The 10,944-nt window shown below is 68.9% G+C and carries 15 protein-coding genes and 1 pseudogene; 7 read left to right on the top strand and 9 right to left on the bottom strand.

The features are described from left to right. Nucleotides 1-107: 107 nt before the first annotated feature. The gene (locus ACFWIW_RS41820; protein WP_378373558.1) at nucleotides 108-773 is read right to left on the bottom strand and encodes a TetR family transcriptional regulator; all 666 of its coding nucleotides are present in this window, start codon (nucleotides 771-773) and stop codon (nucleotides 108-110) included. A gap of 17 nt (nucleotides 774-790) precedes the next feature. Continuing rightward, nucleotides 791-1,213 (bottom strand): hypothetical protein, encoded by a 423-nt coding sequence (locus ACFWIW_RS41815; RefSeq protein ID WP_240597501.1) that lies wholly within the window; start codon nucleotides 1,211-1,213, stop codon nucleotides 791-793. A gap of 137 nt (nucleotides 1,214-1,350) precedes the next feature. On the opposite strand from ACFWIW_RS41815, the gene ACFWIW_RS41810 reads away from it, so the two are divergent. Further along, nucleotides 1,351-2,550, top strand: a complete 1,200-nt coding sequence (locus tag ACFWIW_RS41810) for an endonuclease/exonuclease/phosphatase family protein (RefSeq protein ID WP_378373557.1) — start codon at nucleotides 1,351-1,353, stop codon at nucleotides 2,548-2,550. A gap of 3 nt (nucleotides 2,551-2,553) precedes the next feature. Here ACFWIW_RS41810 and ACFWIW_RS41805 read toward each other — a convergent pair whose 3' ends face one another. Further along, nucleotides 2,554-3,183 carry a maleylpyruvate isomerase family mycothiol-dependent enzyme gene (locus tag ACFWIW_RS41805; protein ID WP_378373556.1) on the bottom strand — a complete coding sequence of 210 codons (630 nt, stop codon included), beginning with the start codon at nucleotides 3,181-3,183 and terminating at the stop codon, nucleotides 2,554-2,556. 19 nt (nucleotides 3,184-3,202) lie between these two features. Then, a complete protein-coding gene (locus tag ACFWIW_RS41800; protein ID WP_378373555.1) occupies nucleotides 3,203-3,556 on the bottom strand; it encodes an NIPSNAP family protein in 354 nt (117 codons plus the stop codon). A 30-nt stretch (nucleotides 3,557-3,586) separates the two neighbouring features. On the opposite strand from ACFWIW_RS41800, the gene ACFWIW_RS41795 reads away from it, so the two are divergent. After that, nucleotides 3,587-4,528: a D-2-hydroxyacid dehydrogenase family protein gene (locus ACFWIW_RS41795; RefSeq protein ID WP_378373554.1), complete on the top strand. Its 942-nt coding sequence runs from the start codon at nucleotides 3,587-3,589 to the stop codon at nucleotides 4,526-4,528. Here ACFWIW_RS41795 and ACFWIW_RS41790 read toward each other — a convergent pair. Genes ACFWIW_RS41790 through ACFWIW_RS41775 form a run of 4 tightly spaced genes read right to left on the bottom strand, consistent with a single transcriptional unit; the run spans nucleotide 4,518 to nucleotide 7,747 of the window. Then, nucleotides 4,518-5,342 (bottom strand): serine hydrolase domain-containing protein, encoded by an 825-nt coding sequence (locus ACFWIW_RS41790; protein ID WP_378373553.1) that lies wholly within the window; start codon nucleotides 5,340-5,342, stop codon nucleotides 4,518-4,520. The two genes, ACFWIW_RS41795 and ACFWIW_RS41790, sit on opposite strands and share 11 nt — an antisense overlap. 59 nt (nucleotides 5,343-5,401) lie before the next feature. After that, a complete protein-coding gene (locus ACFWIW_RS41785; protein WP_350574560.1) occupies nucleotides 5,402-5,668 on the bottom strand; it encodes an HPr family phosphocarrier protein in 267 nt (88 codons plus the stop codon). A gap of 40 nt (nucleotides 5,669-5,708) precedes the next feature. Then, a complete protein-coding gene (locus ACFWIW_RS41780) occupies nucleotides 5,709-6,962 on the bottom strand; it encodes a PTS transporter subunit EIIC (protein ID WP_378373552.1) in 1,254 nt (417 codons plus the stop codon). Next, entirely contained in the window at nucleotides 6,959-7,747 is a 789-nt protein-coding gene (locus tag ACFWIW_RS41775) for a GntR family transcriptional regulator (protein ID WP_378373551.1), read from the bottom strand. The genes ACFWIW_RS41780 and ACFWIW_RS41775 overlap by 4 nt, the downstream gene beginning before the upstream one ends. Nucleotides 7,748-7,972: 225 nt before the next feature. Between ACFWIW_RS41775 and ACFWIW_RS41770 the strand changes: the two are divergent. Both ACFWIW_RS41770 and ACFWIW_RS41765 read left to right on the top strand, forming a co-directional pair. Continuing rightward, nucleotides 7,973-8,218 (top strand): annotated as a pseudogene (locus tag ACFWIW_RS41770) (glucose PTS transporter subunit EIIB); the annotation flags it as partial. Further along, on the top strand, nucleotides 8,215-8,670 hold the full coding sequence (locus tag ACFWIW_RS41765; RefSeq protein WP_378373550.1) for a PTS glucose transporter subunit IIA: 456 nt from the start codon (nucleotides 8,215-8,217) through the stop codon (nucleotides 8,668-8,670). The pseudogene ACFWIW_RS41770 and the gene ACFWIW_RS41765, both read left to right, overlap by 4 nt. Before the next feature lie 62 nt (nucleotides 8,671-8,732). Here the strand turns inward: ACFWIW_RS41765 and ACFWIW_RS41760 are convergent, their stop codons facing one another. Then, a complete protein-coding gene (locus ACFWIW_RS41760) occupies nucleotides 8,733-9,173 on the bottom strand; it encodes a ubiquinol-cytochrome c reductase iron-sulfur subunit (RefSeq protein WP_378373549.1) in 441 nt (146 codons plus the stop codon). Nucleotides 9,174-9,304: 131 nt separating this feature from the next. Here ACFWIW_RS41760 and ACFWIW_RS41755 point away from each other — a divergent pair, with 131 nt between their 5' ends. From ACFWIW_RS41755 to ACFWIW_RS41745, 3 genes are read left to right on the top strand one after another with little or no spacing between them, the layout of a single operon-like run. Beyond that, complete coding sequence (locus ACFWIW_RS41755) at nucleotides 9,305-9,673, top strand: hypothetical protein (protein WP_378373548.1); 369 nt, start codon at nucleotides 9,305-9,307, stop codon at nucleotides 9,671-9,673. Next, nucleotides 9,670-10,182 carry a sigma-70 family RNA polymerase sigma factor gene (locus ACFWIW_RS41750; RefSeq protein WP_378373547.1) on the top strand — a complete coding sequence of 171 codons (513 nt, stop codon included), beginning with the start codon at nucleotides 9,670-9,672 and terminating at the stop codon, nucleotides 10,180-10,182. The genes ACFWIW_RS41755 and ACFWIW_RS41750 overlap by 4 nt, the downstream gene beginning before the upstream one ends. Beyond that, complete coding sequence (locus ACFWIW_RS41745) at nucleotides 10,179-10,808, top strand: anti-sigma factor family protein (RefSeq protein WP_378373546.1); 630 nt, start codon at nucleotides 10,179-10,181, stop codon at nucleotides 10,806-10,808. The genes ACFWIW_RS41750 and ACFWIW_RS41745 overlap by 4 nt, the downstream gene beginning before the upstream one ends. Nucleotides 10,809-10,944 lie beyond the last annotated feature (136 nt).

The following is a 10,944-nucleotide window of genomic DNA, read 5'->3' as shown; positions in this document are numbered from 1 at the left end:
GGCAGTGGCTTTCAGAGTCACCACGCGACCAAGACCGGACCCTAACCACTCACACGAGCAGCACAACCACCCTGACACTGAGTGGCTTTCGCGACGTGGTCGGCAGCTCAGCCGTCGTCCCGCTTCGAAAGGTCCCGGATCAGCGAAACGATCTCCCGGCTGACCGGCCGCAGCACCCGCAACCGCGAAAGCCCCACCAGCCGCGCGATCAGCGGCACCGTCCGCTCCACCAGGATCCGGCTGCGTTTCTGCCCGGCGGACCGGTCGTGGACCCAGAACAGCACGACCCCCATCTGGTACAGCCACAGCAGATCGGGCAGGTCGTCGCGCAGGTCCGGGTCGAGTTTGACGTCGGAGTCGGCGATGACGTCGCGCATCAGGCCGACGGAGGCGTCCCGCGCCGGTGAGGACTCCTCGCTGAACGGGCTCAGCGGCGAGTCCGGGTCGGCGGCGTTGACGAAGAACTGGGTGCCGAAGCGGTGGTACGGCTCGGCGATGTCGAGCCAGGTGAGCAGGACGGTCTTGAGCCGGGCGCTGAAGTCCCGCTCACCTTCGATCGCCTGGCGCGCGGCCGTCAGGTGCGCCTTGGCGATCTCGTCGTAGAACCCTTGGATCAGCTGGTCTTTCGAGGCGAAGTAGTAGTAGGCGTTCCCGACCGACACGCCCGCTTCGGCGGCGATGGCCCGCATGGTCGTGCGGTCGTAGCCGTTCTCGGCGAACAGCCGCAACGCGGTCGCCACGATCAGTGACCTGGTTTCCTCACTCTTCGCCACCACTGCACGTTATCCGGTCAGGGCGCGGGGTGTGGAGCGGGCGCCGGGTAGCCGGGGTAGGGCGGCGGCACCGGCGCGGGCCGCGCGGTGGCGTGGTTGAGGTGCTTGCGCCGGATCCCGTTGAACACCAGCACGTTCCCGACGTGCATCACGCCGAGCACGAGCGCGACGGTGCCGACCTTGACCGACAGCATCTCGAAGACGTCGCGCGCGTCGAGGACGGTGTCGTCGCTGGTCAGGAACAGGGTCACGAAACCAAGGCTGACCAGGTAGAACCCGACGACGAGCAGTTGGTTGACCGAATGCGCCAGCGCTTGCTTGTCCTGGAAGACGTCTTCCAGGAACGTCTTGCCGTGCCTGCTCAGCGTGCGGGCGACCAGCACGGTCAACGGGACGGTGATGACCAGGTAGAGCGCGTAGGCCACGACTACGGGTTGCATGGGGACCTCCTTTTGAACGTGTTCAAGAAGGACCGTAGCCCAGATTTTGAACGCGTTCAAGAGACGCTGTTCACCTGAAGCTCACCCAGGCGGCGGGGCGGAGTGCGTAAGGTCGCCTCGAACTCTGGGAGGTAATCGTGAAACGCATCGCCGCCGTGCTCACCTCGGGCGCCTTGCTGGCAGGCACGCTGCTGGCCGCCACACCGGCGGAAGCCACCGTCGGGCAGAACGTCCGCTTCGCGACGTACAACGCTTCGCTCAACCGCGGGGCCGCCGGGCAGCTCGTGACCGATCTGTCGCAGCCGGGCAACGCGCAGGCGAACGAGGTCGCCGAGGTGATCCAGCGCAACCGGCCCGACGTGCTGCTGATCAACGAGTTCGACTACGTGCCCGGCAACCGCGCCGCGGACCTGTTCCGCGAGAACTACCTGAAGCGCGGCCAGAACGGCGCCGCGCCGATCGACTACCCGTACGCCTTCACCGCGCCCTCCAACACCGGCGTCGCGACCGGTTTCGACCTCGACCGCGACGGCAAGGTCGGCGGCGGCAACGACGCGCACGGCTTCGGTCTCTTCGAGGGCCAGTACGGCATGCTCGTGCTGTCGAAGTACCCGATCGACACCGGCCGCGTGCGGACGTTCCAGAAGTTCCTCTGGAAGGACATGCCGGGGGCGCTGCTGCCGGACGACCCGGCCACCCCGGCGCCGAACGACTGGTACTCGCCGCAGGCGCTCGACGTGCTGCGCCTGTCGTCGAAGTCCCATTGGGACGTTCCGGTCCGCGTCGGCCGCTCGACCGTGCACTTCCTGGCCTCGCATCCGACGCCGCCCACCTTCGACGGCCCCGAGGACCGCAACGGCACCCGTAACCACGACGAGATCCGCTTCTGGGCGGACTACGTGACCCCGGGCAAGGGCCGCTACATCCACGACGACCGCGGCCGCCGCGGCGGCCTGGGCGCGCACGAGAAGTTCGTCATCGCCGGCGACCAGAACTCCGACCCGCTCGACGGCGACAGCGTCCCCGGCGCCATCTCGCGCCTGCTGAACGCCCCGCGCGTCATCGAGACCCGGCCGGGCAGCGAAGGCGGCGTACGGGCCGCTCAGGACCAGGCCGGCGCCAACATCGGGCAGAAGGGCGACCCGTACTTCGACACCGGCGACTTCAACGACAAGGCACCGGGGAACCTGCGGATCGACTACGTCCTGCCGTCGAAGGGCCTGTTCCCCTGGCGCGCCGAGGTCTTCTGGCCGCTGCCCGAGTCACCGCTGGCCCGGCTCAACGACGCCTCGGACCACCACCTGGTGCGCGTCGACGTGTTCGTCCCGCGCCCGTAGGTCTCAGCGGGCGCCGAGCAGCGCCGCGCCCGGGCCGGTCAGGGTGGCCAGCCCGGTGCTCCGGCCGCTCACGGACAGCAGCAGATCGACGAGCGGGCCCCGGACTTCCTCGGGGCCCGTTCCGCCGGTCCAGGCGGCGTCGGTGGCGACCAGCCGGAGGTCCTTGCAGCGTTTCTTGGCGCCCCAGAACGGGCTGACGAGCAGATGCTCCAGCGCCGCGATGGCGGGCCCCTCCGGAATCGGCCGCGCGATCCCGAGCGGACGGGCGACGTCCTGGCCGTGGATGAGCACGTCGGCGAGCGGGTCGATCGGTTTGGCGCCGGGCGAACGGCGCGGTGAGGCGGCGTCCTCGCGGATCTGGGCCACGAGTTCGGCGGGGGAGAACCGGGCGCCGTAGGCGATGGCCTGGTCGGTGTTCATCCGGTCCCAGTTCCCCCTGGCCTTCACGATGCCGACGAGAGTGTCCTTGAGCCGGTTCCTGGTGGTCTGCGCCAGATGCGCGGCCATCGCGTGGACCGTCCACTCCGGACACAGCGTCTTCGCGGACCAGTCCTTCTCGTCGAGCCCCTCCAGCAGCTCGGCGAAGCTCAGCCGTTCCGCCTCGGTCCAGGCCAGGATCCCGCCTTCGTGCATCCCCGCTCCTCGTTCCCGGTCAGCGTCGTTCGAGCGCCTTGACCGCCTCTTCGGAAGTCTCGATGGCGATCGTGTGGTAGCTCTCGATCCGCGAGACGATCGCCTCGCGCGGGCCCTTCAGCCAGGCCTCGCTGCCATAGAACTCGGTTTCCTGCCGTTCGTGTTCTTCGAGAGAGCCGAATGCGCGGATCAGGTAGGCCTCTTCGTGGCCGTCCTCGGCGACCAGTGAACGTCCGAAGTCGACGACCCGCAGCCCCGCGCGCTCCAGCAGGGGGATGGACTCTTCCGTCATCACGCGGAGGAAGTCTTCGGTCGTCCCCGGTTTCAACCGGTAGGTGCGGAATTCCAGGATCACGGTGGCCTCCCCAGGCATGGCTTCGGCGCCGACTCTAGCCTGGGGAGCATGAAGATCGCGATTCTCGACGACTACCAGGAAGTGGCGCTCGGTTTCGGGGACTGGGACTCCCTCGGCGCCGAGATCGAGGTGTTCACGAAGCCGTTCGCGGATCCCGCCGACGTGGTGGGCCGCCTGCGTGACTTCGAGGTCGTGGTGGCGATGCGCGAACGCACGCGCTTCCCCGCCGAGGTCCTCGACCGGCTGCCCGCGCTCCGGCTGCTGGTGAGCACCGGCCACCGCAACGCCGCGATCGACGTGGCCGCCGCCCGGCGCAACGGCGTGGTCGTCTCGTCCACCGGGTACATCGCGGCCCCGGCGGCCGAGCACACCTGGGCGCTGATCCTCGCCGCCGCGCGGAACGTGCCGGTGGAGTCGCGGAACATGCGCGAGGGCGGCTGGCAGACCACCGTCGGCACGATCCTGTCCGGCAAGACGCTCGGCCTGCTCGGGCTCGGCAGGCTCGGCGCCGGCGCGGCCAAGATCGGCCAGGCGTTCGGCATGGAGACCATCGCCTGGAGCCAGAACCTGACCCAGGAGAAGGCCGACCGGCACGGGGTGACCGCGGTGTCGAAGGAAGAACTGTTCGCCCGCGCGGACGTCCTGTCGATCCACCTGGTCCTCAGTGGCCGCAGCCGCGGGCTGGTCGGCGCGCCCGAACTCGCCGCGATGAAGCCGACGGCGATGCTGGTCAACACCTCACGCGGCCCGATCGTCGACGAAGCCGCGCTGGTGGACGCCTTGCGCCGCAAGGAGATCGCGGTCGCCGCGCTGGACGTGTACGACGTCGAGCCGCTGCCGTCGGAGCATCCGCTGCGGACGCTGGACAACGTCGTGCTCACGCCGCATATCGGCTACGTCACCCGGGAGGCCTACGAGATCTTCTACCGCGACGCGGTCGAGGACATCGCGGCCTTCCAGGCGGGTTCGCCGGTACGTGTCATGGAGTGAGGCCGCGCAGTTCCGCGAGCACGGCGTCGGTGTAGGGAGGCCACACCTCGGCCGCCCACGGGCCGAAGGCGCGGTCGGTGAGCGCGACGCAGGCGGCGCCGGCGTCGGGATCGACCCACAGGAAGGTGCCGGACTGCCCGAAGTGGCCGAAGGTCCGCGGCGAACTCGACGATCCGGTCCAATGCGGACTCTTGTGGTCGCGGATCTCGAAGCCGAGGCCCCAGTCGTTCGGCTTCTGGTGGCCGAAGCCGGGCAGGACACCGGAAAGCCCGGGGAAGACAACGGAAGTCGCCTCGCGCACCGTTTCGGCGGCGATGAGCTTCGGGGCCTGCAGTTCGGCGGCGAACGCGACCAGGTCGTCCACAGTGGACTCCGCACCCGAAGCGGGGGAGCCGGTCAGTTTGGTCGCCTTCATGCCCAGCGGCTGGAACAGCGCCTCCGCCTGATAGTCGGCGAAGGGGATGCCGGAATGCTCGGTGAGCGCGTCGGCGAGCTGTTCGAAGCCGGCGTTGGAGTACAGGCGCCGGTTGCCGGGCGCGGCCATCGGCTTGTGCTCGTTGAAGGCGAGGCCCGAGGTGTGCGCGAGCAGATGCCGGATCGTGGAGCCCTCCGGCCCGGCGGGGGTGTCGAGTTCGACGACGCCCTCTTCGATGGCGATCAGCGCGGCGTAGGCCGTGAGCGGTTTCGTCACCGACGCCAGCCGGTACACCTTCGTCGGGTCGCCGTGCGTGCCCAGCACGTCACCGGCGGCGGTCACCACGGCCGTGGCGGCGTTGTCCACCGGCCACTGTTCGATCCTGCGCACGCTTTCCATGCCCACACCCTACGAAGCCCGGGCCGGTCGGGGCGGCCCGGGCTTCGCAGGGATCGGGATCAGGCGTCGAGGTCGGTCGCCACCAGCTCGGCGATGGCGTCGACGGCCGCCTCGGCCCCCTCACCCTCGGCACTGATGATGACCTCGTCGCCGTGACCGGCGGCGAGCGTCATCAGGTTCAGCACGCTGCCGGCCGCGACCGGGTCACCGCCCGCCTTGGCGATGTGCACCGCGACGGGCTGCGCCGCGGCCGCCTTGGCGACCGTCGCCGCGGGCCTGGCGTGCAGGCCCACCTTGCTGGCCACGGTGACGCGTTTCTCCGGCATGTTCTTTCCCTTTCGTGCCTTGTGTTCTGTGTGGCTGAAACTACTTGACGGGCTTCGCCGCGGTGGCTTCGAGATCTGCCTCGATGGAGTCGTCCTCGCGGCCGGGGGTCCGCAGGTTCCACTTCTTGATCACGAACCGGAAGATCACGTAGTAGATGACCCCGTAGGCCAGGCCGATCGGGATGAGGAGCCACGCCTTGCTTGCCGCCGGGTGGGAGCTGTTGAGCGCGAAGTCGATCGCCCCGGCGGAGAAGGAGAAGCCGAGGTGGATGTCGAGCGCGTTCACCAGCGCCAGCGAGGTCCCGGTCAGTACCGCGTGGATCAGGTACAGGGGCCACGCGACGAACATGAACGAGAACTCGATCGGCTCGGTGACACCGGTCAGGAACGAGGTCAGCGCACCGGCGATCATCACACCGCCGACGATCTTCTTCTGGCTGGGCTTCGCGGTCTGCCAGATCGCCAGCGCCGCGGCGGGGATGGCGAACATGAAGATCGGGAAGAACCCGGTCATGAAGGTGCCGCGGGTCGGGTCACCCTTGAAGAACTCGGTCAGGTCGCCACCGTCGAAGATGAACCAGACCGGCACGTTCAGCAGCTGGTGCAGACCGACCGGGATCAGCAACCGGTTGAGCACACCGTAGATACCGCCACCGACCACCGGTGAGCCGGTGACCGCTTCGCCCGCCGCCTGGATGCCGTCGTTGACCCAGTGGAAGACCAGGCCCAGCGGCACCGCGAGGATCATCAGCGTCAGTGCGGTGATGATCGGCACGAACCGGCGGCCGCCGAAGAAGGCCAGGTACGGCGGCAGCTTGATGCGATAGAACTTCTGCCACAGCAGCGCGGTGACCAGACCGACGATCACGCCGGCCAGCACGCTGTAAGGCCATTTGAGCGGGTTGAGCATCAGGCCCGCGGGCTTTTCGGGGTTCCAGCCCGGCAGTTCGGCGAACGGCGCGAACACCCGGAGGACACTGGTGAACACGAAGAAGCCGACCACGGCGGCGAGGCCGGTGGCACCGTCGCTCTTACGGGCGAAGCCGACGGCGATACCCACCGCGAACAGGAGCGGCAACCAGTTGAACAGGGAGTCGCCTGCGGAACCGAGGACCGCGGCGACCTTGTCCCAGCCGAGCCCGTCTTTGCCGAGCAGGTCGTCTTGGCCCAGCCTGGACAGGAGGCCTGCGGCGGGAAGAGCGGCGATGGGGAGCATGAGGCTGCGGCCGAAGCGCTGAAGCCCGGCCAGTCCCTTGCCCTTGCCCTTCGCCCCCTCCGCGGTGGTGGAGCTCATCGGGTACCTCCGTAGTGAGGATGATGACCGGAATCCGGGGTGTTCCGGTCCAGCTGCATGGTGACCTGGTAGTGATCGCCCCGGTACCAGGAAGTCATGTCTTCGATCGGTTCCCCGTTGACGCTGGAGACCCGGCGGAAGACGAGAAGCGGACTGCCCGCGCGCATGCCGAGCAGGCGTGCCGTTTCGCGGTCCGCGGATTCGGCCCAGACCGTCTGCCACGCGTGGTCCGGGCGCAGGTCGTACGACTGGGCGAGCTGGACGTACAACGATCGGGTGAGATCGAGGTCGAGCAGACCGGGCATCCGGCCGGCGTGATACCAGCCGCGTTCGACCGCCAGCGGCACCCCGTCGGCACGGCGGAGCCGCACCAGGTGGTGCGCCGGTGTCCCGGCGGCCAGGCCGAGGGCGTGCGCCGAGGGGGCGGGCGGGACCTCGGTGGCCGTTTTGACGACCTCCGTGGTCGGCGTCATCCCGCGACGGCGCATGTCCTCGGTGAAGGACATCAGGTAGAGCTGCAGTTCCATCCGCCTCGCGGCGGTGAACGTCCCCTTGCCGCGCACCCGCGACAAGAGCCCTTCTTCGACCAGCTTGCCGATCGCCGAGCGGACCGTGAGCCTCGACACCTGGTAGGTCTCGGCGAGGTCACGTTCCGAGGGGATCGGCGAGCCGGGGGGTAGCTCACGCTCCACCGTGCGGCGCAGAATCTCCCGCAGCTGGGCGTGCTTGGGCGTCGGTCCGTTGACCACACGGTCGGACGGCGGCACCTGCGCCGAGGCGCTCATGAAGGTCACCGTCCTTTCGGGCCGGTCGTGTCGGGCAACCCGTACTCGCATCTGGTCCGGAAGATTGGTACGTTCCGGTCTAGACCAATGATCCGATGGGGCAGGATGCTCCGTCGCACGAGCGGGTGTCAACCACCGTTACGCGTTCGTGGCCAGGGATCGGGTGCGAGTCGGCGAACGGCGTAGTACAGCTGGTTCGCATGTGGGAAACCGACAGGGAACAGGGAGACCGCGATGGCGGATGACAGGGCGGAAAAGATCCTCGCGGGCCTCGGCGGTGCCGAGAACGTCATCGAGGTCGAGGGGTGTATCACCCGGCTCCGCTGTGAGCTCGAAGACATGAGCCTGCTCGACGAAGCGGCGCTGAAGGCCGCCGGTGCGATGGGTGTCGTGCGCATGGGGGCCGGTGTCCAGGTCATCGTGGGCCCCGAGGCCGACAACATCGCCAGCGACATCGAGGATCTGCTGTGAGTCTCGAGATCCTCAGCCCGGTGAGCGGTAAGACGACCGCTATGACCGAAGTGCCCGATCCGGTCTTCGCGCAGGCGATGGTCGGCCCCGGTATCGCGGTCCTGCCCTCGGGCGGGCGCCAGGACGCGGTCGCCCCGGTGGACGGGACGGTCGTCACCCTGCACCCGCACGCCTTCGTGGTGGCCGCCGAGGACGGCCGCGGCGTGCTGGTCCACCTGGGGATCGACACGGTGAAGCAGAAGGGCGAGGGGTTCACCCTCCACGTCGTCAAGGGTGAGGCCGTCCGCGCCGGGCAGCCGGTGGTCGGCTGGGACCCCGACGCGGTCAAGGCCGCGGGCTACTCGCCGATCGTGCCCGTGGTGGCGCTCGACGCGAAGGCGGAAGTCCTTTCCGGACTGCTCACCGGCGGAGACGTCGAGGCGGGCGACGCGATTTTCACCTGGGACAGCTGAAAGCTCGCGAAAGGGTCCCTTTAGGACGGTAGTCACGTCCTAAAGGGACCCTTTTCCGCGTTTCAGGCCGTGACGACCTGGCCGTTGGTGACCTTGACCGCGATCGAGGGCAGCGGCTGGTCCGCCGGTCCCTTTTTGACCGCGCCGGTCGCGGCGTCGAAGATCGAGTTGTGGCAGGGACATTTGAGCTCGGCGCCCTCGGGGACGACGGCGCAGCCCTGATGGGTGCAGATCGCGCTGAACGCGGCGGCCGTGCCCTCGGCGGTCCTGGTGACGATGACGTCCTTGCCATCGGCCGTCTTGGCGGCCTTCGCCTGGCCGACCTGGATGTCGGAGAGCGCGGTCAAGGTCTCGCCCGGCGCCGCCGGGGGCGGTGCCGCGGTCGAACCGGACGGCGGGCTGTCGCTTCCGCAGGCCGTGAGGGCCATGGCCCCGGCGGCGGCACCGGCGACGGCGGCGCCGGTGGTCAGGACCTTGCGGCGGGAGTGGAGTTCGGCAGTCATGCCCATACACACGGTCCGGGCACCCATCCGGTTCAATTTCGCCGTCCATCGGGTGCCGGATTGAACCGAGAGGCCCTCTTTTCCGTGTTCAAAGGCATAGGGGAACCGAACACGCGGAAAGAGATACGGACATGATCCGGTGGTTGTTGCGGGCGGTGGTGGCGGCGGGCCTCCTCGGCTCGGCGTGGGTGCATTACGTCGTATGGCAGGACTGGGCCTCGGAAACGGATGTGGTCGGTCCGCTCTTCCTGGTGAACGTCGTGGCGGGTGTGGTCATCGCGATCGCCGTCCTGGTCTGGCACCACTGGCTTCCCGCGCTCGCGGCGATCGGCTTCGGCCTGGCCACGCTGGGCGCGTACGTGCTTTCGCTGACCGTCGGGTTCTTCGGCGTCTCGGAGCGCTTCACCACCCAGGCCGAGCTGTGGGGCCTGATCACCGAAGTGGCTTGTGTGGTCTTCGCGCTCCCGCTGCTCCTCAACCGGGAAAGCACGGATCGGTGAAGGAATTCGCGGAGGACCGGCTGATGCGGGCTTTGCACGACGAGCACGCGGCGGCGCTCTGGTCCTACGCACTGCACCTCACCAGCGGAGACCGGGTCCGCGCGGAAGACGTCGTCCAGGAGACCCTGCTGAGGGCCTGGCGCAACGCCAAGGTGCTCGACCAGTCGGAGGGATCGGCGCGCGGCTGGCTGTTCACCGTGGCGAGACGGATCGCCATCGACGACTGGCGTGCCGCCGAGGCGCATCCGGAGGTGGTGACCGGTCAACCACCCGAAACGGCGGTCACGGACGGAACGGAACGGGCGGTCCAGGGCTGGCTGGTCGCCGAAGCGCTCGGCGAGCTCTCGCCGAGGCACCGGGACGTCCTGGTCCTGTGCTACTTCCAGGGTTACTCCGTCGCCGACGCCGCGAAGCGGCTGGGTGTGGCCGAAGGGACGATCAAGTCGCGGACGCACTACGCGCTGCGGGCGCTGCGGCTGATATTGGAGGAAAGAGGGGTGACTCAATGACCGACCCCTTCGCCACCTACGACGCGGCCTACGTGCTCGGTGCGTTGTCCCCGGAAGACCGGTCCGCCTACGAGAAGCACCTGCGGGTCTGCGACCGGTGCGCGGCGTCCGTGCGTGACCTGGCCGGGATCCCCGGGCTGCTCGCCCAGGCCGGCGCTCCCGCGCTGCTGGAAGACGAACCGGCGCCCTCGGCGGACCTGCTGCCGGCCGTGCTCAAACGGGTCCGCCGGGGAAGGCGGATCCAACGGGCCATCACGACCACCGCGGCCGGGCTGGCCGTCGCCGCCGGCGTCGCGCTCGTGGTCGTCCTGACCGGGCCGACGGCGGCGGCGGGCGACCCGATGACCCCGCTCGGCGACTACCCGGTGACCGCCGAAGTCGCCATGTCCGCCACGGACACCGGCACCAAGGTCGACATGACGTGCAGCTACGGCGGCACCCGCACCGGGGACTACATCCTGGTCGCCGTCGGCGCCGACGGCGGCACCAGCGAGCTCGCGTCCTGGCGCGCGATGCCCAAGGACACCGCGCATATCGTGGTCGGCACCGCCATGCGGACCGGGGACATCAAGGCGTTGGAGATCCGCACGCCCTCGGGTCTCCCGCTGCTGCGGATGAACCCCTGATCCCGGTGTCATGCCAGGTCTTCGGAGCCGGGGGCGGGGTGGATTGGGTCCAGTTTCGGGCGCGATGTCGCGAAAGCCACTTTCGGGACATCAGACGTCGCGAAAGTGGCTTTCGCGACGCACCTGGGCCTTGGGG

Origin of the sequence: Amycolatopsis sp. NPDC058340 (assembly GCF_042723975.1) — a bacterium.
GTDB lineage: Bacteria > Actinomycetota > Actinomycetes > Mycobacteriales > Pseudonocardiaceae > Amycolatopsis.
The sequence above is the reverse complement of the archived record's forward strand: the minus strand, read 5'-3'. Positions and strand labels throughout refer to the sequence as shown.

Excerpts from the sequence above, each read along its gene's own strand:
- ACFWIW_RS41815 (WP_240597501.1), bottom strand. The coding sequence starts at position 1,213 with ATGCAACCCGTAGTCGTGGCCTACGCGCTCTACCTGGTCATCACCGTC.
- ACFWIW_RS41805 (WP_378373556.1), bottom strand. The coding sequence starts at position 3,183 with ATGCACGAAGGCGGGATCCTGGCCTGGACCGAGGCGGAACGGCTGAGC.
- ACFWIW_RS41800 (WP_378373555.1), bottom strand. The coding sequence starts at position 3,556 with ATGCCTGGGGAGGCCACCGTGATCCTGGAATTCCGCACCTACCGGTTG.
- ACFWIW_RS41795 (WP_378373554.1), top strand. The coding sequence starts at position 3,587 with ATGAAGATCGCGATTCTCGACGACTACCAGGAAGTGGCGCTCGGTTTC.
- ACFWIW_RS41790 (WP_378373553.1), bottom strand. The coding sequence starts at position 5,342 with ATGGAAAGCGTGCGCAGGATCGAACAGTGGCCGGTGGACAACGCCGCC.
- ACFWIW_RS41785 (WP_350574560.1), bottom strand. The coding sequence starts at position 5,668 with ATGCCGGAGAAACGCGTCACCGTGGCCAGCAAGGTGGGCCTGCACGCC.
- ACFWIW_RS41780 (WP_378373552.1), bottom strand. The coding sequence starts at position 6,962 with ATGAGCTCCACCACCGCGGAGGGGGCGAAGGGCAAGGGCAAGGGACTG.
- ACFWIW_RS41775 (WP_378373551.1), bottom strand. The coding sequence starts at position 7,747 with ATGAGCGCCTCGGCGCAGGTGCCGCCGTCCGACCGTGTGGTCAACGGA.
- ACFWIW_RS41760 (WP_378373549.1), bottom strand. The coding sequence starts at position 9,173 with ATGACTGCCGAACTCCACTCCCGCCGCAAGGTCCTGACCACCGGCGCC.
- ACFWIW_RS41755 (WP_378373548.1), top strand. The coding sequence starts at position 9,305 with ATGATCCGGTGGTTGTTGCGGGCGGTGGTGGCGGCGGGCCTCCTCGGC.
- ACFWIW_RS41745 (WP_378373546.1), top strand. The coding sequence starts at position 10,179 with ATGACCGACCCCTTCGCCACCTACGACGCGGCCTACGTGCTCGGTGCG.